Here is a 22,201-nt window from a genome sequence, read left to right as displayed (position 1 = left end):
AGACCCCCGCCGCGCGCGCCCCGCAAGCCGTCCGTTCGGGCCCTCGCGTCAGTAGGCCAGGGCGATGCCGTCCTTGCGCATCTCGGTGGCGGCGGCATAGCGGCCAGGCCAGCGCTCGATGGCCTGGTAGCCGCCGAAGCCGCCGTCGCTGGCGCCGATCTTCCAGCCGAGCTTTTCCAGGGCGGCGCGGGTCTCGCCAGGGACACCGCTCTCGAGCCGAAGTAGGCCTGGCTGGCCCAACAGCTCCCCGGTCGGCTCCGAACCTCCCTCATGGTGCCAGCGCGGGGCGTCGCCGGCCGCCTGCACATCCAGGCCGAAGTCGACCATGTTGCTGATGATCTGGGCCTGGCCCTGGGGCTGCATGTCGCCGCCCATCACCCCGAAGCTCAACCAGGGCTGGCCGTCCTTGACCGCAAAGCCGGGGATGATGGTCTGGAACGGCCGCTTACCCGGCGCATAGACGTTGGGGTGGCCGTCAGTCAGGGCAAACATCTCGCCCCGGTTCTGGAACATGAAGCCCAGGCCGTCCGGCGACAGGCCCGAGCCCATGCCCCGATAGTTGGACTGGATGATGGAGATCATCATCCCGTCCTTGTCGGCGACGGTGAAATAGGTGGTGTCGCCCCGGCTCGGCGCCTGGCCGGGATAGACCGTCTCCAGGATGCGGTCCGACCGGATCAGCTTGGCGCGTTCGCGAGCGTAATCCTTGGAATTGAGCCACTCCAGCGGGGCGGGGGAGAAGGACGGGTCGGCGAAGTAGCGGGCGCGGTCCTCATAGGCCAGCCGCTTGGCCTCGACCGCATGGTGGATGGCCGCCGCCGACTGGAAGCCCATCGCCTTGATATCGAAGGTCTCCATCATGCTGAGGATCTGCAGCGTCGAGAGGCCCTGGCTGTTGGGGCTCAGGCCATAGACGTCGACCCCGCGATAGCCGGTGACCAGAGGCTGGGTCCATTCGCTCTTGTGGGCGGCCAGATCGGCGCGGGTCATCCAGCCGCCGATCCGCTTGAAATAGGCCTCGATCCGGGTTGCGATTTCGCCCTCGTAGAAGGCGCGCGGACCCCCTTCGGCCATCAGTCTGTAGGTGTTGGCCAGGGCCGGGTTCTTGAAGATCTCGCCCTCGACCGGCGCCTTGCCGTCCTTGGTCCAGACCTTCAGGAAGTTGTCGGTCTCCTCGATCTTCGAGGCCGGGTTGGTGTAGCGACGCACCGCGCTGGCCAGGTAGAAGGCGATGGTCTGGGCCACCGGGACGCCCTCGCTAGCCAGGCCGATGGCCGGCCCGAACAGGTCCTTCCAGGGCAGCTTGCCATACCGCCCGTGCAGCGCGCCCCAGGCCGCCACGGCCCCCGGCACGCTGACCGTGATCGCCCCCCAGGACGGGATCCTGCCTTCCACCGCCCGGCCCCGCACCGTCTCCAGCGACAGCCCCTTGGGGCTTGGCCCCGAGCCGTTCAGCCCGACCACCTTCTTCGTCTTCGGGTCCCACAGCAGCACGAAACAGTCGCCGCCGATGCCGCAGCCGGTCGGCTCCAGGAACCCCAGGCAGGCGTTGGCCGCGATCGCCGCATCGACCGCCGATCCGCCCTTCCGCAGGATGTCGATCGCCGCCAGGCTGGCCAGCGGATGCGCCGTCGCCGCGGCCCCGTTGACCCCCCAGGCCGCCGAGCGGGTCGAAAACAGCGCCCCCGCCACCCGGTCCCCGGGCCGCACGTCGGCCCGCGCCAGATCGGGATTGCCGTCCTTGGGCCTCGGGACCTGCGCCGAGGCCGGTGAGGCGGCGGCGGCTGCGGCCGAAAGCGGCAGGGCGGCAAGGAAGGTGCGGCGGCGCATGGTGTCACTCCCCGAAAGACTGCCGGGGACTATAGGGCAGGCATGAGGGGATGCGACTCTGTTTGCCGTTGGCCGCTCACCTCCCACAGGCCGTTATCCTCGGGACAAGCCCGAGGATGACGGGGGAGGGGGGCGGACGCGGGGAAGCGCCTAACCCTCCGACCAAACCGCCAGCTCATTGCCGGCCGGGTCGCGGAAGTGAAAGCGGCGCCCGCCCGGAAAGGCGAAGATCGGCCTGACGATCTCCCCGCCGGCGGCGGTCACCTTATCCACCATCGCCTCCAGGTCATGGGCATAGAGCACCGGCAAGGGCTTGGCCGTCGCCTCGTCCGCATCGAATCCGCCGTCCAGCCCCTCGTTGAAGGCCGCATAAGTCGGCCCATAGTCGATGAACTGCCAACCGAAGGCCTCGGCATAGAAGGTCTTGGTCGTTCCCAACGCCCCGCCGGGCATTTCCAGATAGTCGAGTTTGCCGTCTTCGCGCATGTCTGTCCTCCGATGTTCCTTATTTGTTCCTTTGGCCCGGCGAGAGTCAACGGCTCTCTTGGCGGCGATCACGGAAACGCCCAGACGCTGGTGCGCTTGACCTCATAGTCCTCCAACTCGCGGGTCGTCGGCACTTGGTATTCGGCCAAGTGGACCAGGCCTTCGCGCGGGAAATAGGTGCGCATGGGATCTCCGATCAGCACCGTGGCGCCCCCGGCCCGGGCGGCGGCCAGCCAGGCCAGCACCCGCCCCGCCAGCGGCTGTTCGTAGCAGATGTCTCCAGCCAGGATGACCTCCGCCTGGGGGGCAGGGCCGTCCAGCAGGTCGGCGTCGGTGAAGGCCACCGTAACGCCGTTCGCCGCCGCATTCAGCGCCAGCGCCGGGCCGCAGAAGCCGTCCACGTCGCTGCCCAGCACACTGGCCGCCCCGGCCTTCATCGCCGCGATGGCCACCAGGCCCGAGCCGGTGGCGAAATCCACCACCCGCTTGCCGGCCACCACCTCCGGATGGTCCAGGACGTAGCGGGCCACCGCTTGGCCGCCGGCCCAGGCGAAGGCCCAGAAGGGCGGCGGCAGGCCGATCTCGCTGAGCGCTTCCTCGGTCATCCGCCAGATCGGGGTGACCTCATCCGCCAGATGCAGCCGGATCTCCGGCGTATGTGGCGGGGCCTGGAGGCGTGTGTTCTCCAGGATGAAGGCGGTGCGGTCGAGGATCATGGCGCCGCATAGCCGCTTCATGGCAAATTAACCACGTCGGGCGGACAGCTAGGACGCAACTTCCATGGCATTCGGCTCGAGCAAGATGGGCTACGACACCGCCGTCCGCACGGCGACTCCGGCGGAGGACTTCGCCGATACGGGCCTGCACCGGTTCGGCGAGATCCTCGACCCCGCCGCCTGCGCCGCCCTGCTGGCCGACCTCAAGGCCGGCCGCGACTGGAGCGAGGGGCTGTTTCTGAGCGAGGCCGAGTTCGACGCCGACCCGCAGCATCGCGGGGTGAACCCCCGGCCGGGTCGCAACCTGCTGGAAGGGTTCGAGGACCGGCTGGCCTTCGTCGAACAGGCCCCGGCCATCATCGAGGGCCTGACCGCCTTGTTGGGCGAGGGCTACAGCCTGATGGAACGCAAGGTTGTCTGCGGCGTGCCGGCCAGCGTCATCCCGGCCTGGCTGAAGGCCCGCATCGCCGGCAATCCGGTCAACAATCTCGGGGCCTATGTGAAGCCGCGGTACCGGGACGTCACCTACTTCTACGGCATCGACTTCCACCAGGACCTGATCGACTTCAAGGGTCGGGAGGCGGACTTCCTGACCCTCTACGTCTACCTCGCCCCGGTCACCCGGGCCGACGCCCCTCTGTTCCTGCTGGAGGGCAGCCAGCGGCTGGGCGCCTCGGTGTTTCCGCATGACCTGACCCGCGAGGGCGACGCCTGGCGCTATCGCAGCGACGGCCGCGAGATGCTCTGCCGCCAACGGCTGCTGACCGGCGGGACCGGCCATGTGGCCATGTGGCACGCCTGCACCCTGCACGGCACCCAGCCGGACGAGGCCGACCACGAGCGGATCTCCCTGCGCTACCTGTTCGCCAAGGGGGCGGGTCCCGCCGGGATGGACCGGGTGAATGCCTCGCTGCTGGGACCGCTGGCCCTGCAGGACACGCGGGTGGACCTCGACGGCGAAGGCGCGGCCCGGATCAAGGCCAACGCCGTCAATCAGGCCGAGTAGGACGAACCTGGCTATGCTCGCCCGCATGACCGAACCCGCCGGCGATCTCCTTCGGCTGCATCCTCGCCTGATGCCGGCAGCCCTCATCGAGGAGGCGGTCGAGACCCTGCGCGAGATGCTGGCGCCGGAGGGGCCGGGCGAGGCCGACCTCGACACCCTGGTCGATCGGCTGCGCGCCGCCGACCGGGCGCGGCTGGGCGCGGTCTACGACGCCTTCCGCGAGACCCTGGTCTTCCTGCGGCTGGTCACCGAGCCGGCCCTGGTCGCCGCGGCGCGGGATATGGTGGGGGCCGAGCGGCTGCACGCCCCGGTGCAGCACGCGGTGTTCCGCATGGACCTGGCCGGGGAGGCCTGGCGCGGGTTCCAGTGGCATCAGGACGCGCCCTACAACGTGCTCTCGGGCCAGTTCGTCACCGCCTGGCTGCCGCTCACCCCGGCCGGCGCCCACAACGGCTCGATCGAGGTCGCGCCCAATGCGTCGGACCGGCTGTGGCCCGTGGACATACGCTACAAGCGCGACGGCGAGGGCCGGCGGCTGGCCACCCGCGACGCCTTCATCGCCGAGGGCCTCCAGGCCCGCTTCGAGACCGACGCCCGGACGCTGGAACTGGCGGCGGGCGACGTGGTCCTGTTCCACAACCGGCTGGTCCACCGTTCGGGCCGCAACCCCGGCCCCCGTCACCGCTATTCGGTCCAGGTCCGCTTCGGCGACCTCTTGGCCCCCGACATCCTGGACCGCGCCTGGCGCAACCGCCGGGTCGACGGATTCGACACCTTCAAACAGCTCCACCCGGAGCTGATCGCCTTCGAGGAGCCCGCATGATCCCCGCCGACGAAACCCTGCGCGGCCTGCTCAAGGGCCACCTGGACGACCACGACCTGATCGCCAACCTGGGCAGCTTCGCCCGGCGCATGCACTTCATGAAGGCCTTCGCCCACTATGAGGTGTTCAAGCTGATCCAGGATCTGCCCGGCGATATCGTCGAGTGCGGGGTCTACAAGGGCAGCTCCCTCCTGAGCTTCGCCCGCTTCCTGGAAACCTTCTGCCCCGGCGACCGCACCCGCAAGGTGCTGGGCTTCGACCACTTCAAGGGCCTGGCCGACCGCAGCGAGAAGGACGGCCTCGACGCCCGCGTGGGCAACACCGCCGAGGGCTGGAACCCCGGCGCCTTCCGCGACACCCTGTTCGCCCTGGTCGAGGCCTTCAACAAGGACGCCTTCGTCCAGGTCCGCCCGCGCATCGAACTGGTCGATGGCGATGTCTGCGAGACGGCCGGCCAGTACACGGCGGACCATCCCGGCATGCGGATCAGCCTGCTGCACCTGGATATGGACCTCTACGCCCCCACCCTGGCGGCGCTGAAGGCCTTTTGGCCGCGCATCCTGACCGGGGGCGTCGTGCTGTTCGACGAGTTCGCCATCCGCGAATGGCCGGGCGAGACCGAGGCGGTGGAAGAGTTCTTCGACGGCAAGCCGCCACGCATCGTCAAATTTCCCTGGGCCTCGGCGCCGGGTGGCTATTTCGTTAAGACCTGACCGGTTAACGCCGATCGGCCTTCCGTTAAGCCTTGGCCGAACACGGAGGAAACAGACCCGGACCGAATCGCGGAATGCGCCGTCTTCCGGGTTTGTTCACCCACAATATCTTGTGGCTGGGAGGCCTGTCACACCGAGCCTTCGGCCGGGGTTCGCTGGCGTTCCGCCGGTTCCGGTTTCCCCGCGCTATAGCGAAACTCCGGCCCGTCCAGGTCGACCTTGGGCAGCACATCCTTCTCGGCCCAATAGTCCTGGGTGTGCTGCCATTCGGGATTGGCGCCGCGCCGGGGCAACAGGTGCATGCCGCGCATCAGGTAGCCCGGATTGAAGTTCTCCGGATCCATCCAGGGCAGCAGTTCCATGCCCTCGTCCTGCGGCCGCAGCGCCACCTCGACCTTGGCCGCGCCCTTGGCCTTCATGTGGTTGAGCAGGCGGCAGACGAAATCGCCCAAGAGGTCGGCCCGCAGGGTCCAGCTGGCGCGGAAGTAGCCGAACACCCAGACGAGGTTGGGCAGGCCGGTGAACATCATCCCGCGATAGGTCACCGACTGGGAGAAATCGACCGGCTCGCCGTCCACCTTGAAGGCGATGTCGCCCAGCACGTTGAGGTCAAAGCCGGTGGCGGTGATCACCACGTCCGCCTCCAGCGTCTTGCCGGACTTCAGCAGGATGCCCTCCGGGACGAACCGGTCGATGTGGTCGGTGACCACGCTGGCCTTGCCTTGCGTGACCGCCTGGAAGATGTCGCCGTCCGGCACGAAGGCGATCCGCTGGCGCCAGGGGCGATAGCTGGGGGTGAAGTGCTGCTCCACCGCCTCGGCCGGCAGGAACATCGCCACCCCGGCCAGCAGCTCGGCCTTGACCGCCTCGGGCTCCTCAAAGGCCCGCTTGGTGAAGTTGGCCTGGTCGAGCAGCACCTTGCGGCGGACCAGCTCGTGCACCCACTCCTCGGGGGCGTCCAGCTCCCGCAGGGTGTTGGCCAGCTCGTTCTCGTTGCGGCCGGGGATGAAGTATGTGGGCGAGCGCTGCAGCAGGGTGACGTGGCCGCAGTCGTCGGCGATGGCCGGCACCAGGGTGGCCGCCGTGGCGCCGGAGCCGATGACCACAACCTTCTTGGCCGTCAGGTCGATGTCGTCGGGCCAGGTCTGGGGATGGACGATGGTCCCCTTGAAGTCGGCCATGCCCGGCCAGTCGGGGGTGTAGCCCTTCGAATGGCGGTAGTAGCCCTGGCACATCCACAGGAAATTGGCGGTGATCCGCACCGGCTCGGCGGTGTCTTCGCGCACCGCCTCGATGGTCCAGAGATTGTCCTGGCTCGACCAGCTGGCCCGTTCGATGCGGTGGCCATACCGGATGTGGGGGGCCAGATCGTTCTCCTCGATCACCTCGCCCATGTAGCTGAGGATTTCGGCGGCGGTGGCGATCGGCGGCCCGACCCAGGGCTTGAACCGGTAGCCGAAGGTGTAGAGGTCGCTGTCGGAGCGGATGCCGGGATAGGTGTGGGAGAGCCAGGTGCCGCCGAAGCTGTCCAGCGCCTCCAGCACCACGAAGCTGCGGTCCGGGCACTGCTGCTTCAGGTGATAGGCGCCGCCGACGCCGGAGATGCCGGCCCCCACGATCAGCACGTCGAAATGCTCGGCCTTGGCCTCTGGCATGGTCGTCTCCCTCAGGCTTTTTCCCACACTCTGGGCGGAGCCGCCGGTGTGGCTTTGATCTGCGTCAATTCAGGTGATCAGTGTTCACCTGATTGGCGTCCGGAGCAACAGCTTGGCTAGGGAGGGGAGGCCGTCGGCGGATTTTGCAGGTCCAGCTGGAAGGCGCGCTCCGCCGTCGCCGGCTGCCAGGCTCCGGCCACCAGGGCCAGGACCAGCACCGCCCCCGCCCAGACGTTGGACTTGAACAGCGCCAGGGCGGCGGCCGGATCGTCCAGCCGCAGGGCGGCCGCTTGGCGCGACAGCATCAGGCCGAACACCGCCAGCGGCGGCAGCATCAGGGGGCCAAGACCGCCGAGCCAGCCGGCGCTGAGCACCAACACGAAACAGACCGCGTAGAAGGCCAGCACGCCGCGCGTGGTGTTCTCGCCCAGCCGCCGGGCCGAGGACTTCACCCCGGCCAGGGCGTCGTCCTCCAGGTCCTGGACGGCGTAGATGGTGTCGTAGCCCAGGGTCCAGAAGATGAGGCCGGCGTAGAGCATGACGGCGGGCCAGAGCTCGGCTAGGCGCGGCGTCGGCTCGGCCATCAGGCCCGCGACGCTCAGCAGCGTCGGCCCGCCCAGGGCGGCGGCGAAGCCCAGCGGCGCCCCCCAGTTGAACGTCAGGCCCAGCCAGGCCTGGGGCCACCAGGTGATCCGCTTCATGAAGGGATAGGCGGCGACCAGAGCCAGCGAGGCGACGCCCAGTCCGACGGCCCAGAGGTTCATGGTCAGCAGGATCAACAGGCTGAGCAGGCAGCAGCCGACCAGGAAGCCCCAGGCCTGTCTGACACTGATCTGCCCCGCCGGGATCGGGCGCATCGCCGTGCGCGCCACCTGGGCGTCGAAGTCGCGATCGACGATATCGTTGAAGGCGCAGCCCGCCGCCCGCATCAGCGCCGCCCCGACGAGGAACTGCGCCATCAGGACAAGGTCCGGCCAACGTCCTTGCATTGACCCAGCCAGGGCGATTCCCATCCAGCCGGGCAGCATCAGCAGCCAGATCCCCGCCGGCCGGTCGAACCGCCCCAGCTTCAGCCACGGCCGCAGCGACGCCGGCGCATGGCGGTCGACCCAGTTGGTCGGGGCGGCGTCGGGCAGAACCTCTGTCATCGCGCGGTTATCGCCGGTTCGGCGCGGCGAGGCCATCCACCAGCACATCGACCAGCCGCCGGGCGCTGTCGGCCCAGCCGGGCTCGGCCGCGCCGGCGAAGAAGCCGCTCATCAGCCGCTTGAGGTCGCTGGCCTCGATGCCCGGCCGAACGTCACCGGCCGTGCGGGCGGCGGCGACCAGCCGGTCCAGCGAGGCAGTGATCAGCTGGCCGGAGCCGGCGTAGAGCTCGTCCGTCGGCCCGGACAAGGCGGCCACGATCAGCTTCTTGGCCGCCACATAGTCGACCAGCAGATGCAGCCAGCGGCGCAGGGCCTCACCCGGCGGGTGGGCGATCAGCAGGCCGTCCACCGTGGCGGCCAGGGCCTCGACCTCGCGCCGATAGACGGCCCCGACCAGGGCGTCGCGGGTGGGGAAGTGGCGATAAAGGCTGCCGATGCCGAGGTCGGCGCGGCGGGCGATCTCCTCCAGGCTGACGTCCGGCCCCGTTTCGGCGAACCCCGCCTTGGCCGCTTCCAGCAGGCGCTCGCGGTTTCGCTGGCCGTCGATACGGGGCTTGCGCGCGGATTCCGAGCTCACGGACAAACGACTCCTTGATAAACGGAGGCACCCTCCGCATATTAACCGGAGACCCCCTCCGTTTTATCGGCGCGGCCGGCGAATGGCAACGCGGGAGCAGGGTCCGGGAGCACAGACATGACCTTTGGAGCCACCTCCACCACCGACGACGTCCTGGCCGGCGTCGACCTGTCGGGCAAGCGAATCCTCGTCACCGGCGTCTCGGCCGGGCTTGGCGTCGAGACCGCCCGCGCCCTGGCCGCCCATGGCGCCGAAGTGGTCGGCGCCGCCCGCGACCTGGACAAGGCACGCCGGGCCACCGAGACGGTCCGCAAACAGGCGGCCAATGGCGGCTCGCTGGAGCTGATCGAACTGGACCTCGCCTCGCTGAAGAGCGTTCGCGCCGCCGCCGACAGGCTGGTCGCCGATGGCCGGCCGTTCGATGTGGTGATCAACAACGCCGGCGTTATGGCCTGCCCGTTCGGCAAGACCGAGGACGGGTTTGAGACCCAGTTCGGCACCAACCACCTGGGGCACTTCGTCTTCGTCAATCGGATCGCGTCGCTGCTGAAGCCGGGCTCGCGGGTGGTCAGCCTGGCCTCCGCCGGCCACCGGTTCTCGGACGTCAATCTGGAGGATCCGAACTTCGAGACCACCGAGTACACCGAGTTCGGCGCCTATGGCCGGTCGAAGACGGCGAACATCCTGTTCGCGGTGGAGTTCGACCGCCGGCACAAGGATCGCGGCGTCCGCGCCGTGGCCGTGCATCCGGGCGGCATCCAGACCGAGCTGGGCCGCCACATGACGCCGGAAGTCACCCAACAGATGATCGACAGCATCAACGCCCAGGCCCCGGCCGGTTCGACCGGCGCCGGCTTCTCCTGGAAGACCATCCCGCAGGGCGCCGCCACCTCGGTCTGGGCCGCCGTGGTGGCCGATACGGACGAGGTCGGCGGCCTCTACTGCGAGGACTGCCACCTCGCCGAACTGCAGAACGAACCCGGCCTGCGCGGCGGCGTCCGCAGCTACGCCATCGACCCGGCCAACGCCAAGGCGTTGTGGGAGCTGAGCGAGGAGATGGTCGGGGAGACGTTCTGAGTCTCAACTCTCCCCCCGCCTTGCGGGGGGAGGACCGCTCTGGAGCGGGAGCGACAGAGCAGGAGGGGGGCAAGTCCGCTTCAGGAGGAACCTCCCTGCCGCCGGTGGGGCCCGCCTCCTGGTTTCTCGCTTAGGCTCGAAACCTGTCCTCCTCCCGCTTCGCGGGGGGAGAGTTTAGGAACGCCTCGCTCCGCCGTTAGAAATCCACCCGCTGTGTCACCGCGCCGTCGCAGATCAGGTTGGCGCCGGTGATGTAGCTGGCGCGGGGGCTGGCCAGGAAGACGGCGGCGTTGGCGATCTCGTCGGGTTTGCCCAGGCGGCCCAGGGGGCTGCGCTCGATCGTGGCCTTGAAGCGGTCGGGCATATGCTGCTCGACCATGTCCCAGACCCCGCCCTTGAAGTAGATCGGCCCGGGCGCAACGATGTTGGCGCGGATGTTCTTCGGGCCCAGATCGCGGGCCAGGTTCTTCACATAGGGGATCAGGGCCGCCTTGACCGAGGCGTAGGGGCGGCGCGGCCCGGGCACCTCGACCGCCGAGATGGTGCCGATCACCACGATGGAGCCACCGTCCGGCAGGCGGGCGGCGGCGGCCTCGCAGCCCTCGACGGTGCGCAGAATGTCGACCTCCACCGCCTGTTTCCAGGCGGCCGGATCGTTGCCCAGCCCCATGGCCCCGCTGACGTTCGACACGAAGATGTCGAGCCCGCCCAGCGCCTCCGCCGCCCGCTCGACCAGGCCGGTCAGCGATCCTTCGACCGAAACGTCCAGCGCCTCGCCCCAGGCGTTGACCCCGGCGGCCTTCAGCGCCGCCACCGCCTCGGCCACCTGATCGGGGTTGCGGGCGCAGATCGCCACGTCGCAGCCCTCGGCCGCCAGCTGATCGGCGATGGCCCGGCCAATGCCGCGCGTGCCGCCGGTGACCAGGGCGCGCTTGCCCTTCAAGCCTAGGTCCATGTCTCTTCTCCCTGTGTGGTGTTGGCTTAGCGGACCACCCGGCCGGCGCCTTGGCAAGCTGTCGCTTCAAAGCCGCGCCGCCGCTATTTGACCGTCCGCCCCTCCCGCCGAACGCCGGTCTGGCCTATGTCGGCGCCCTGAGGACGGGATGACCGATCACTACGAAGACGAGGAGGAGACCCGGGGTCGGGTGCTCTCGAACGGCCAGGTGCTGGCCTATATCGCCCGGCTGTGGCTGCGGCGGCCCTTTCTGCTGAGCGTTTCGGCGGGGCTGATGCTGGTGGCGGTGGTCTTCGACCTCATGCTGCCGACCACGGCCGGTTGGCTGCTCGACGCGGTGGCGGCGCCGGAGAAGGACGCGAACCGCGCCTGGGCGGCCTGGGGCTGGTTCGTCGGGGTCTATGTGGCCTTCATCGTCATCCGGAACATCGCGTTCCGGTTCTGGAACCCGCTGGCGGCGCGGAACATGCGGGACATGACCGACGAGGCCTTCAAGAAGGTGCAGAGCTTCAGCGCCGACTGGCACGCCGACAGCTTCGCCGGCTCCACGGTGCGCAAGATCAGCCGGGCGATGTGGGGATACGACTCCGTATCCGATGCGGTGATCCTGTGGATCGGCCCGGCCATGCTGGTGCTGTTCGGCCTGTGCATCCAGATGGCCTTCAAGTGGCCGCTGGTCGGGGCGATCGCCTTGGTGGTGGTCTGCGGCTACCTGTGGGCCAACCTGTGGCTGGTGAAGGCCTATGTGCGGCCGGCCAACCTGAAGTCCAACGCCCTGGACAGCCGCATCGGCGGGGCCCTGGCGGACGCCATCACCTCCAACCCGACGGTGAAGTCCTTCGGCGCCGAGGCGCGGGAGGAGGCGCGGTTCGGCCAGATCACCGATGCCTGGCGCCGGGCGGTGAAGATCACCTGGAACCGGTTCATGGACGTCTGGATCATCCAGAACATCCTGTCGGTGATCCTGCAGGCGGGCAGCACCGGGGTGCTGGTCCACCTCTGGGTCCAGGGCAAGGCGACGCCCGGCGACATCGCCTTCGCCATCACCGCCTTCATGTTGATGAGCGGCTACCTGCGGAACCTCGGCGAGAACGTCCGTATGCTGCAGAAGGGCCTGGACGATACCGAGGACGTGGCCGCCTTCGCCCGGATGGAGCCGCAGGTGCGCGACCGCGACGGCGCCCCGGCCTTTGGCGGCGGGGTGGGGGAGATCGTCTTTGAGGACGTGACGTTCCGGTACAAGAGCGCCGAGGCGCCGCTGTACGACCACTTCTCCCTGCGCATCGCGCCGGGCGAGCGGGTGGCCCTGGTCGGGGCGACGGGGGCCGGTAAGTCGACCTTCGTCAAGCTGGTCCAGCGGCTCTATGACCTGCAGGGCGGCCGCATCCTGATCGACGGCCAGGACATCGCCGACATCGCGCAAGGGTCGTTGCGCGCGGCCATCGCCGTGGTCCCCCAGGACCCGGCCCTGTTCCACCGCACCATCGCCGAGAACATCGCCTACGCCCGTCCGGACGCGACGGTCGACAAGGTGAAAGAGGCCGCCCGGCGCGCCCGCGCCCACGACTTCATCGAGCGCCTGCCCAAAGGCTACGACACCCTGGTCGGCGAGCGCGGGGTGAAGCTCAGCGGCGGCGAGCGCCAGCGCGTGGCCATCGCCCGCGCCTTCCTGGCCGACGCGCCGATCCTGGTGTTCGACGAGGCCACCTCCAGCCTCGACGTCGAGACCGAGCGCGAGGTCCAGGCGGCAATGGAAGAGCTGATGGTGGGCCGCACCACCATCGTGATCGCGCACCGGCTCAGCACCATCCGGGGGGCGGACCGGATTTTGGTGTTCGAGAACGGCCGGGTGGTGGAGGAAGGGCGGCACGCGGAGCTTCGGGCGAAGGGTGGGGCCTATGAACGGCTGGCGGCGTTGACCGAGGGGTCGGCGTAGGGCGCGGCGGGGGACCCCCTCGGTTTGGCTCGCTTGCAGCGCTCGCCAAAGCCACTCCCCCATTTCATGGGGGAGAGCGAGGCGGGGTGGTTTCGCCCCGCCGTGGTCGCCAAAGGATGGTTCCCCCATTTCCTGGGGAGAGCGGTTCGGTGTTGTTTCGCTCTCCGCCCGCTTGCGGGCGGAGGACGGTTCGGAGCGTGAGCGACGGACCAGGAGGCGGGCCCCACCGCCGTTAGACGTGATGCGCCAGCGCCTCCGCCAGATCGCCCTTGCCCACGACTTCGACCCGCTCCAGCCCCAGCCATCCCGCCATCAGCTTCAACTCGGCCGCCAGCGCCGCCGCCGTCTCCGGCCCCGCGTCCGGCACACGCCAGGCGGCCTGGACCAGCAGGGCGCCGGCCTTGCGGTCGGACTTCAGGTCGACCCTGGCGGTGATCGCCTCGCCCTCCAGGAAGGGCAGGACGTAGTAGCCGTGCTCGCGCTTGTGAGCCGGGGTGTAGATCTCCAGCCGGACGCGCACCCCGAACAGGCGCTCGGTCCGTTCGCGGAACCAGATCAGGTTGTCGAAGGGGGAAAGCAGGGCGCGGGCTTCGATACGGCGTGGTATTTTCGCCCCTGCGGCCAGGTAGGCGGGCTTGCCCCAGCCCTTGACGGTCACCGGCTCCAGCTCGCCCGCTTCGACCAATTCGGCGATGCGGGCCTTGGTGTCGGCCACGCCGAGACGAAAGTAGTCGCGCAGGTCGGTCTCGGTGGCGATGCCCATGGCGCGGGCCGAGATGCGCACCAGCTCGCGCTGGGCGTCGGCCTCGGTGGGCGTCGGCAGGGTCACGATGGCGGCGGGCAGGGCCCGTTCGGTCAGGTCATAGAACCGCTCGAAGCCGCGGCGCGTCTTGGTGGTGATCTGGCCAGTCCAGAACAGCCACTCCAAGGCTCTTTTGCCCTCCGACCAGGACCACCAGCCGGGGGCGCCGCGCGGGCCGGTGGCGAAGTCACCGCCGGTGACCGGGCCGCGCTTTTCGATCTCGGCCAGGATGCCGTCGATGTAGTCGCGCCGTTCGCGGGCGAAGCGGGCGATGCCCTTCCAGATGCCGTCCCCGTCCAGCGCCCGCTGCATGCGCCAGCGGAGCAGCGGCTGCATCGGGAGGGGGAGGAGGGAGGCCTCATGGCCCCAGTATTCGAACAGGCTGCGCTTCTTCCCCCAGGCTTCCTCGTGCAGCAGCTCGCGGTCATAGGCGCCCTGGCGCGAGAAGGCCGGCAGGTAGTGGGTGCGGGTGACGACATTGACGCTGTCGATCTGGATGACGCCGAGGCGGTCGACGGCCTTGCGGAAGTGGCGGCGGACGGGGGCGTCGGGCCGGGCCTCGGCGAAGCCTTGGGCGGCCAGGGCGATCCGGCGGGCCTGGGCGGCGGAGAGGGTGCGGGTCATCTGTGCTCCGCCGGGCGGCCGATGTTCTCGATATGTTTCTGGACCGATTCGCTGCTGGCGTCAGATCGGGTCAGCTGTGATCGAGAACCGGCTTCGGCCGGTACGGCGCCTCCAGCGCTTTGGCTTCTTCGTCGGTCAGGGTGAGGTCCAGGGCCGCCACCGCCTCGCTCAGGTGATGCAGCTTGGACGCCCCGACGATAGGGGCGGTGATGGCGCTGTTGCGCAGGACCCAGGCCAGGGCGATCTGGGTGTTGGAGACGCCGCGCGCCTTGGCGACCGTCTCGACGGCGTCGACCACGGCATGGTCGGCGTCCTGGTAGTAGAGGCGGGGGGAGAACTCGTCGGTGCGGGCGCGTTCGGTGTTTCCCTCGCCGGGCTTGGCGCGGCCGCCGGCCAGGAAGCCGCGCGCCAGGGGGGACCAGGGGATGACGCCCACGCCCTCGGCCTTGCAGAGCGGCAGCATCTCCCGCTCCTCCTCGCGATAGACCAGGTTGTACTGCGGCTGCATGGAAACGAACTTCGTCCAGCCGTGCTTCTCGCTGGTGGCGAGCATCTTGGCGAACTGCCATGCGTACATGGAGCTCGCCCCGATGTAGCGGGCCTTGCCGGCCTTCACCACGTCGTGCAGCGCCTCCAGAGTCTCCTCGATGGGCGTGTCAGGATCGAACCGGTGGATCTGGTAGAGGTCGATATAGTCGGTCCCCAGGTTCTTCAGCGACCGGTCCACCGCATCGAAGATGTGCTTGCGCGACAGGCCGCCGGCGTTGGCCCCCTTGCCGTGCGGGAAGAACACCTTGGTGGCGATCACCGCGTCGGACCGGCGGGTGTATTCCTTCAGCCACTTGCCGGTGACCTGTTCGCTGACGCCGTTGGAGTACATGTCGGCGGTGTCGAAGAAGTTGATCCCGCCCTCGATCGCCGCCTTGAAGAAGGGCTGCGCCGCCGCCTCGTCCAGCACCCAGGGCCGCCAGTCGGGGCTGCCGTAGGTCATGCAGCCCAGGCACAGGCGGGAGACCTTCAGGCCGGTGTTGCCAAGTCGCACGTAGTCCATCGACGATCCCTCCGGCGGCGGCTACACCGCGATCTCCTACTTGGTGGAGGCCCGCGCTCTTGGCAACCGACGCCCAGCGGCTGGCCGGCCGCGACCTGGAGAATGACCTGACCAGCTTCCACCTGGTCAAGTACGGCCCCGCCGTCGACGGCTTCCTGGCCACCGCCAAGAACAGCGGCACCCACTGGCTGCGCTACATGGCCAGCCACGCCATCGCCCACCACCTGAACCTGCCGCCGCCGACCCACTCCAGCGGCCCCGACAGCGACGTCTTCATCGGCCACCCCAAGCATGCCCGCGTGCATCCCGCCGCGCCGCGCATCGGCAGCTCGCACAACATCCCCTCGCGGCTGATCGCGCCGCTGGTGAAGGCGGGGCTGGTCAGGCTGCCGCCGACGGTGGTGCTGGTCCGCGGGATCCCTGAGGCCCTGCTCAGCTACTACGTCAAATGGCGGGACGAGTATCCGCTGGGGACCCTGGCCGAGTTTCTCCGCCGCCCGCCGCCGGGTGTGCGCAAGATCGATGACGCCTGGTGGTTCATCCGCTTCTTCAACCGCTGGGGCGAGCTGGCGGAGGCCCTGCCCGGCCGGGTGCTGGTGCTGCGGTTCGAGGACCTGCAGGCCGACCCCGGCGAGGGGGTGCGGCGCGCCTGGGCCCACTGGGGGGTGACCCTGACCGACGCCGATGTGGCGGCGGCGGTGGCGGTCTCAGGCCGAGAAGCGGTGGCCCGGAGTCTGGACCCGACCTATGGCGAGACCATCGTGCCGGATGCGGAAAAGCGTGAGGCGGTGGCGTTGTCGGCGGAGGACAAGGCGCACCTGGCGGGGTTGTTCGGGGCCCACCTGAAGCATGATCTTGGGTACGGATTAGTCTGATGCGCTGGACGGCGACAGTCACGCTGCGCGAGACCGTCACCGGAGCATGGCGCCGCCTCCGGTGACTGTCTTCCGGCGCAGCCGGATGACTGTCACCGTCCGTCACGGTCCCTACCGCTCCAGCCGCCCGTCGCTCAGCGCCGACGGTTCGAACCGGAACAGGATTTTCGGGTCGGGCATCTCCACGCCCTTGCGCAGCTTGGCCGGGGCCAGTTCCTGCAGCAGGTGGCGCATGATGGCGATCCTCGCCTTCTTCTTGCTGTCGGCGCGAACGCAGACCCAGGGGGCCTCCTCGCTCGAGGTGGCCAACAGCATGGCGTCGCGGGCCTCGCTGTAGGCGTCCCAGCGCAGTTGGGCCTCGGCGTCCAGCGGGCTGATCTTGAGGATCTTCAGGGGATCCTTGCGCCGCTCCTCGATCCGCTCGGCCTGCTCGGCCTTCGACACATCGAGCCAGAGCTTGATCAGCTTGATTCCCGAATCGACCAGCATGGCTTCGAAATGCGGAACCTCGCGCATGAAGCAGGCGACGTCCGCTTCCTCCGTGAAGCCCATGACCCGCTCGACCCCCGCCCGATTGTACCAGGAGCGGTTGAACAGCACGAAGTCGCCGGCCGCCGGCAGATGGGGCGTATAGCGCTGGAAATACCACTGGCTGCGCTCGCGGTCCGACGGCTTGGGCAGGGCGACCACCGGGGTGGTGCGGGGCGGCAGGTACTCGACGATCCGCCTGATCGAGCCGTCCTTGCCGGCGGCGTCGCGCCCTTCGAAGATGACCAGCACCTTCTCCTGGGATTCCAGCGACCATTGCCGCCAGGCGACGATCGCGGTCTGCAGGGCGATCAGTTCGGTTTCGTATGCGTCGTTTTCGGCCATGGTTGAAGGCTAACCACGACCGGCGATCCGTTGCTAGAAGAGCCTCATGATCCGCCTGTTCGTTTCCGATGACCTGAAGGCCGGCGCCCCCATCGCGCCGGGCATGGACGCCTCCCGCTACCTGATCGCCGTGATGCGGCTGGCCATCGGCTCGGAGGTGGCGCTGTTCAACGGCCGCGACGGCGAGTGGCGCGCCACAGTGGTGGATGCCGACAAGCGACGGTGCCGTCTGACCGTCGGCTCGCGGATAAGGGTCCAGGAGACGGGACCGGACCTCACCCTGGTCGTCGCCCTGGTCAAGCGGGGCCGGCTGGAGACCATCGTCGAGAAGGCTGCGGAGCTCGGCGTCGCGCGGGTGCAGCCGGTGCTGACCCGCCGCACCAACGCCGACAAGGCCAATGTCGAACGGCTGCAGGCCATCGCTGTCGAGGCGGCGGAGCAGACCGGCCGGCTGGACGTGCCGGAAATCCTGCCGCCGGTGAAGCTCGACAAGCTGCTCGACAGCTGGGACGCATCGCGCCGGCTGATGTTCTGCGACGAGACCGGCGGCGCGCCGGTGCTGGAGGCCCTGTCCGGCGTCGAGGGCGGGCCGTGGGCGATCCTGATCGGCCCCGAGGGCGGCTTCGCGCCGGAAGAGACCGAGCGGCTTCGCGGCCTCGAGTACGCCACGGTGGTTTCCCTGGGTCCCCGCATCCTGCGGGCCGACACGGCGGCGATCAGCGCCATGACCCTCTGGCAAGTGGCGCTGGGGGACTGGTTGTCCGCGTCTACGACGTGACCGAGCATCCCAAGTTTGTCCCGGACAACCTGTCCCCGACGGTCCACCATCGCCGGATGCGCCAGATCGGGGACAGGTTATCCGGGAACCGCCGGTGAAAGTCCGGAAGCGACGGCGCGGCGGATAACCAGTCCCCAGCCCGTCACGACCCCTTGTTCAAACCGCGATTGTCTCCCACCTGCTGAACAGCGTAAAGATCGCGCCCGGTCGGGGAAGGGCCTCCCCCGCCAACGCCTTATTGATAGCCTGGGGAGGCAGACATGGCAGACGCTGTGACGGACGACCGTCCGCTGACGCTCGAAGACCTGACGGGCTATTTCGCCGACGGCTGTAAGCCCAAGAGCGCCTGGCGCGTGGGCGCCGAGCACGAGAAGTTCGGGTTCAAGCTCTCCGACCATTCGACCGTGCCCTACTACGGCGAGGGCGGCATCGAGGCGATGCTGAAAGGGCTGATGCGATTCGGCTGGGCCCCGGTGCTGGAGGACCGCGCCGACGGCGGCCAGACCATCATCGGGCTGGAGCGCAATGGCGCCAACATTAGCCTGGAGCCCGGCGGCCAGTTCGAGCTTTCCGGCGCGCCGCTGCTGACCATGCATGACATCTGTTCGGAGACCGGCCAGCACCTGGAAGAGGTGAAGACCGTCGCCGACGAACTGGGCCTGGGATTCCTGGGGCTGGGCTTCCATCCGACGATCCGCCGCGATCAGGCGGAGATCATGCCCAAGGGCCGCTACGTGATCATGCGGCGGTACATGCCGTTGGTCGGCAATCTCGGCCTCGACATGATGCTTCGCACCTGCACGGTGCAGGCCAACCTCGACTTCTCCAGCGAAGCCGACATGGTCGCCAAGTTCCGCACCAGCCTGGCGCTGCAGCCGATCGCCACCGCCCTGTTCGCCAACAGCCCGTTTACCGAGGGCAGGCCGAACGGCTTCCTCTCCGCCCGCGCCAACGTCTGGACCGACACCGATCCGGACCGCACGGGCCTGCTCAACTTCGTCTTCGAGGACGGTTTCGGGTTTGAGACCTACGCGCGCTATGCGCTGAAGGTCCCGATGTACTTCGCCAAGCGCAAGGGCCTCTACATCGACCTGGCCGGCCAGTCGTTCGAGCAGTTCATCGACGGCAAGCTGGATGACATGCCGGGCCAGCGGGCGACGATGAAGGACTGGGCCGACCACACCACCACCATCTTCCCTGAGGTGCGGCTGAAGTCCTATCTGGAGATGCGCGGCGCTGATGGCGGGCCCTGGAGCCGGCTCTGCGCCCTGCCGGCGCTATGGACCGGCATCTTCTATGACGAAGCGGCCTTGGCGGCGGCCTGGGACCTCTGCAAGCACTGGACACCGGAGGACCGCGAGGGTCTTCGCCGTGACGTGCCGAGACTGGGCCTCAAGGCCATGGTGGCCGGCCGGTCGGCCCGCGATGTCGCGGTCGACATGGTCGCCATCGCCCGCCAGGGCCTGAAGAACCGCGCCGAGCTCGACGGCAGCTTCATCGACGAGACCACCTACCTGGGCGAGCTTGAAGCCATCGCCGACAGCGGCCTGACCCCCGCCGACCGCCTGCTGGAGAAGTTCCACGGCGAATGGGGCGGCGACATCGACCGGGTGTTCGAGGACTGCGCCTACTAGACCCGGTCTTTCGGATCGATGTCGGCGTAGGGCGGGTCATGCGCCGGCACCTTGAACGGCGCGTCGTTCCCGTCGGCCGAGAAGGTCTTCACGTCACCGACCGTCGACCCGGCCTCGCCCATCTCAATGTCGACGTGCTGGGGATAGAAGGCGATCCGGCCGCGGATCAGCTCGGCCCCCTCGATCGGCTCCTCGTAGGACCAGGCGGCGTTCTCGATGATCTGCCGGTCGCGGTAGATGGTGTAGTAGCTGGCCTCGCCCTTGAACGGGCAACGGCTGGTCTTGTCGGTCTTGCGCAGGACCAGCATCTCAACATCCTCACGGGGGAAATAGACCACCGGCGGATAGTCCCCTTCGCGCAGCACCAAGGCGTTGGCCGAATCGGCGATCTCGTGGCCCTCGAACAGGGCCCGCACGCGGCCATCGGCGGCGGCGAATTTCAGGCGGGATTCGGTCATCGGGGGCGCTCCTTGAAAGGCTTGCCAGTCTAAACGCTTCAGATGGCGAGCGGGCTCCCGGCGAACAAGGTTGGGTAAACCGTTGCTTGTGAAACCGTCCGCAGCGTGATTTTCTCCCCGCAAATCGGGGAGGCTGGGGCGTAACGACCGTTTCGCCACAGCCGCGAGTCAAACAGGGTCTATCGTATGAACATTGTTATCGTGCTGGGGATCCTCGTGACCCTGGCGACCGGCATTCCGGTCTTTCTGCAGATGCGAAAGCATCCGCCGGGTCTGAAGGTCCTGTTCTTCGCCGAGATGTGGGAACGGTTTTCCTTCTACGGGATGCGCGGCATCCTGATCTTCTACCTGACCCAGCATTTCCTGTTCAACGACAAGGAAGCCGGCTCGCTCTACGGCTCCTACACCTCGCTGGTCTACCTGATCCCGCTGATCGGCGGCATCGTCGCCGACCGGTTCATCGGCACCCGCAAGGCCATCGCGTTCGGCGCCCTGCTGCTGGTCGCCGGCCACCTGACCATGGCGGTCGAGGGGACTCCGGCCAAGCAATCGATCATCTACGACGGCGCGACCTATGAGCTGGTCGGCCGTGGCGGCGACGCCAAGGTGGTGATCAATGGCGCCCAGTACGACATCGACATCAAGCCGGACCAGACCCTGACGGTCGAGGGCCTGCCGGCCGCTTCGCCGCTGCCGGCCAGCGCCGCCAAGGGCGCCTATGAGGTCAAGGTCACCGAGCGCAGCACGACCTACACCAACATCTTCTTCCTCGCGATCAGTCTGATCATCATGGGGGTCGGCTTCCTGAAGCCGAACATCTCCACCATCGTCGGCCAGCTGTATCCGCAGGGCGATCCGCGCCGCGATCCGGGCTTCACCCTCTACTACTACGGTATCAACCTCGGCGCCTTCTGGGCCTCGGTGCTCTGCGGCTACCTCGGCCAGACCTATGGCTGGTGGGCGGGCTTCGGCCTGGCCGGCGTCGGCATGCTGCTGGGCTTCGTCGTCTTCGTGCTGGGCAAGCCCCTGCTCATGGGCAAGGGCGAGCCGCCGAATCCGGAAGCGATCAAGAAGCCGGTCTTCGGGCCGATCAACACCGAGACCCTGGTCTACCTCGGCGGCCTAGCCGGGGTGGCGGTGGTCTGGTTCATGGTCCAGCGCAACGCCCTGGTCGGCTGGGTGCTGGGGGTCTCGACTCTGCTGTCGGTGGCCTACATCGTCTATTTCATGATCCGCCAGTGCACCAAGGTCGAGCGCGAGCGGATGATGCTGGCCATGGTGCTGATCTTCGGCGCGGTGGTGTTCTTCACCCTCTTCGAACAGGCCGGCACCTCGCTGAACCTCTTCGCCGACCGCAACGTCGACCTGGCGCTGATCAGCGAGCCCTACACGCTCAACCTGTTCGGCCAGACCTGGTTCTTCGGCAGCCGCGAGATGGTCATGGCGCCGGGCGTGCCCGACGATGTGCGCTGGATCGACATGGGCATCACCGCCGCCCAGACCCAGTCGTTCAACGCCGGCTTCATCCTGATCTTCGCCCCGATCTTCGCGGCCATGTGGCTGTGGCTGGGCAAGCACAACAAGGATCCGAACCCGGTGATGAAGTTCGGCCTCGGCATCGTCCAGGTGGGCCTCGGCTTCCTGGTGGTGGTCTGGGCCGGCGGGATGGTCGACTCGGCCTTCCGCATGCCGCTGATCATCCTGGGCCTGCTCTACCTGCTGCACACCACCGGCGAGATGTTCCTGTCGCCCGTGGGTCTGTCGGAGATCACCAAGCTGTCGGTGGCCAAGGTCGTCAGCTTCATGATGGCCGTCTGGTTCCTGTCCAGCTCGATCGCCCAGTACGTCGGCGGCTGGATCGCCGGTCTGGCCGGGACCGAAACGGTCGGCGGCCAGGTGCTCGACCCGGGCGCGGCGCTGGCGACCTCGCTGAAGGTGTTCGGCCAGCTCGGCTGGGCAGGCGTCGGCGTCGGGGTGTTCTTCATCCTGATCAGCTTCGCCATCAAGCACTGGGCCCACGGGGTCAACGACGCCTCCAACCACCCGGTGGAAGGCATCGACGCCGACCGCCAGGCCGGTCCGGACCGCAATCCGGCCTAGGCTGGGTTGTCTTGAAATGAGGAAGGGCCCCGGAGCAATCCGGGGCCCTTTTTCTATGTCCGTGGATGGAACTGACTCTGACAG

Annotated in this window: 20 protein-coding genes; 9 read left to right on the top strand and 11 right to left on the bottom strand. The window is 68.3% G+C overall.

Going from position 1 to position 22,201, the window contains the following annotated elements:
* Positions 1–48: 48 nt before the first annotated feature.
* From ggt to GVN21_RS11550, 3 genes are all read right to left on the bottom strand, one after another.
* On the bottom strand, positions 49–1,830 hold the full coding sequence (gene ggt / locus GVN21_RS11560) for a gamma-glutamyltransferase (protein ID WP_166574897.1): 1,782 nt from the start codon (positions 1,828–1,830) through the stop codon (positions 49–51).
* Between the two features lie 150 nt (positions 1,831–1,980).
* Positions 1,981–2,316: a VOC family protein gene (locus GVN21_RS11555; protein WP_166574896.1), complete on the bottom strand. Its 336-nt coding sequence runs from the start codon at positions 2,314–2,316 to the stop codon at positions 1,981–1,983.
* A 68-nt stretch (positions 2,317–2,384) separates the two neighbouring features.
* Positions 2,385–3,032, bottom strand: coding sequence for a methyltransferase (locus tag GVN21_RS11550; RefSeq protein ID WP_166574926.1), 648 nt, complete (start codon positions 3,030–3,032; stop codon positions 2,385–2,387).
* A 64-nt stretch (positions 3,033–3,096) separates the two neighbouring features.
* On the opposite strand from GVN21_RS11550, the gene GVN21_RS11545 reads away from it, so the two are divergent.
* From GVN21_RS11545 to GVN21_RS11535, 3 genes are read left to right on the top strand one after another with little or no spacing between them, the layout of a single operon-like run.
* The gene (locus GVN21_RS11545; RefSeq protein ID WP_166574895.1) at positions 3,097–4,038 is read left to right on the top strand and encodes a hypothetical protein; all 942 of its coding nucleotides are present in this window, start codon (positions 3,097–3,099) and stop codon (positions 4,036–4,038) included.
* 25 nt (positions 4,039–4,063) lie between these two features.
* Complete coding sequence (locus GVN21_RS11540; protein ID WP_166574894.1) at positions 4,064–4,861, top strand: phytanoyl-CoA dioxygenase family protein; 798 nt, start codon at positions 4,064–4,066, stop codon at positions 4,859–4,861.
* On the top strand, positions 4,858–5,574 hold the full coding sequence (locus tag GVN21_RS11535; RefSeq protein WP_166574893.1) for a TylF/MycF/NovP-related O-methyltransferase: 717 nt from the start codon (positions 4,858–4,860) through the stop codon (positions 5,572–5,574). Before GVN21_RS11540 ends, GVN21_RS11535 begins: the two co-directional genes overlap by 4 nt.
* 128 nt (positions 5,575–5,702) lie before the next feature.
* Here GVN21_RS11535 and GVN21_RS11530 read toward each other — a convergent pair whose 3' ends face one another.
* The 3 genes from GVN21_RS11530 to GVN21_RS11520 form a co-directional block, all read right to left on the bottom strand.
* On the bottom strand, positions 5,703–7,229 hold the full coding sequence (locus GVN21_RS11530) for an NAD(P)/FAD-dependent oxidoreductase (RefSeq protein ID WP_166574892.1): 1,527 nt from the start codon (positions 7,227–7,229) through the stop codon (positions 5,703–5,705).
* 116 nt (positions 7,230–7,345) lie between these two features.
* The gene (ubiA, locus tag GVN21_RS11525) at positions 7,346–8,377 is read right to left on the bottom strand and encodes a 4-hydroxybenzoate octaprenyltransferase (protein WP_166574891.1); all 1,032 of its coding nucleotides are present in this window, start codon (positions 8,375–8,377) and stop codon (positions 7,346–7,348) included.
* Between the two features lie 7 nt (positions 8,378–8,384).
* Positions 8,385–8,954, bottom strand: a complete 570-nt coding sequence (locus tag GVN21_RS11520) for a TetR/AcrR family transcriptional regulator (RefSeq protein WP_346764251.1) — start codon at positions 8,952–8,954, stop codon at positions 8,385–8,387.
* Positions 8,955–9,071: 117 nt separating this feature from the next.
* Between GVN21_RS11520 and GVN21_RS11515 the strand changes: the two genes are divergently transcribed.
* Positions 9,072–10,031, top strand: a complete 960-nt coding sequence (locus GVN21_RS11515; RefSeq protein ID WP_166574889.1) for an SDR family NAD(P)-dependent oxidoreductase — start codon at positions 9,072–9,074, stop codon at positions 10,029–10,031.
* A 196-nt stretch (positions 10,032–10,227) separates the two neighbouring features.
* Here the strand turns inward: GVN21_RS11515 and GVN21_RS11510 are convergent, their stop codons facing one another.
* Positions 10,228–10,986 carry an SDR family oxidoreductase gene (locus tag GVN21_RS11510; RefSeq protein ID WP_166574888.1) on the bottom strand — a complete coding sequence of 253 codons (759 nt, stop codon included), beginning with the start codon at positions 10,984–10,986 and terminating at the stop codon, positions 10,228–10,230.
* Positions 10,987–11,134: 148 nt separating this feature from the next.
* Here GVN21_RS11510 and GVN21_RS11505 point away from each other — a divergent pair, with 148 nt between their 5' ends.
* Positions 11,135–12,922, top strand: coding sequence for an ABC transporter ATP-binding protein (locus GVN21_RS11505; RefSeq protein ID WP_166574887.1), 1,788 nt, complete (start codon positions 11,135–11,137; stop codon positions 12,920–12,922).
* Positions 12,923–13,154: 232 nt separating this feature from the next.
* Here GVN21_RS11505 and GVN21_RS11500 read toward each other — a convergent pair whose 3' ends face one another.
* Positions 13,155–14,348 (bottom strand): winged helix-turn-helix domain-containing protein, encoded by a 1,194-nt coding sequence (locus tag GVN21_RS11500; RefSeq protein WP_166574886.1) that lies wholly within the window; start codon positions 14,346–14,348, stop codon positions 13,155–13,157.
* 70 nt (positions 14,349–14,418) lie between these two features.
* Positions 14,419–15,399 (bottom strand): aldo/keto reductase, encoded by a 981-nt coding sequence (locus tag GVN21_RS11495; protein WP_166574885.1) that lies wholly within the window; start codon positions 15,397–15,399, stop codon positions 14,419–14,421.
* 59 nt (positions 15,400–15,458) lie between these two features.
* Here GVN21_RS11495 and GVN21_RS11490 point away from each other — a divergent pair, with 59 nt between their 5' ends.
* A complete protein-coding gene (locus GVN21_RS11490; RefSeq protein WP_166574884.1) occupies positions 15,459–16,274 on the top strand; it encodes a sulfotransferase domain-containing protein in 816 nt (271 codons plus the stop codon).
* Between the two features lie 111 nt (positions 16,275–16,385).
* Here the strand turns inward: GVN21_RS11490 and ppk2 are convergent, their stop codons facing one another.
* Positions 16,386–17,147, bottom strand: coding sequence for a polyphosphate kinase 2 (gene ppk2, locus GVN21_RS11485; protein WP_166574883.1), 762 nt, complete (start codon positions 17,145–17,147; stop codon positions 16,386–16,388).
* 46 nt (positions 17,148–17,193) lie between these two features.
* Between ppk2 and GVN21_RS11480 the strand changes: the two genes are divergently transcribed.
* Together GVN21_RS11480 and GVN21_RS11475 are read left to right on the top strand one after the other, a co-directional pair.
* Positions 17,194–17,925, top strand: a complete 732-nt coding sequence (locus GVN21_RS11480; RefSeq protein ID WP_166574882.1) for a 16S rRNA (uracil(1498)-N(3))-methyltransferase — start codon at positions 17,194–17,196, stop codon at positions 17,923–17,925.
* Positions 17,926–18,185: 260 nt separating this feature from the next.
* On the top strand, positions 18,186–19,559 hold the full coding sequence (locus tag GVN21_RS11475; protein ID WP_166574881.1) for a glutamate--cysteine ligase: 1,374 nt from the start codon (positions 18,186–18,188) through the stop codon (positions 19,557–19,559).
* On the opposite strand, the gene GVN21_RS11470 is transcribed toward GVN21_RS11475, so the two are convergent.
* Entirely contained in the window at positions 19,556–20,017 is a 462-nt protein-coding gene (locus GVN21_RS11470; protein ID WP_166574880.1) for a DUF427 domain-containing protein, read from the bottom strand. The genes GVN21_RS11475 and GVN21_RS11470 overlap by 4 nt on opposite strands.
* 186 nt (positions 20,018–20,203) lie before the next feature.
* On the opposite strand from GVN21_RS11470, the gene GVN21_RS11465 reads away from it, so the two are divergent.
* A complete protein-coding gene (locus GVN21_RS11465) occupies positions 20,204–22,117 on the top strand; it encodes an oligopeptide:H+ symporter (protein WP_166574879.1) in 1,914 nt (637 codons plus the stop codon).
* The last annotated feature ends 84 nt before the right edge of the window (positions 22,118–22,201 follow it).

This window comes from Caulobacter sp. SLTY, from assembly GCF_009905535.1.
GTDB lineage: Bacteria > Pseudomonadota > Alphaproteobacteria > Caulobacterales > Caulobacteraceae > Caulobacter.
This window is presented reverse-complemented; position numbering and strand designations above follow the sequence as displayed.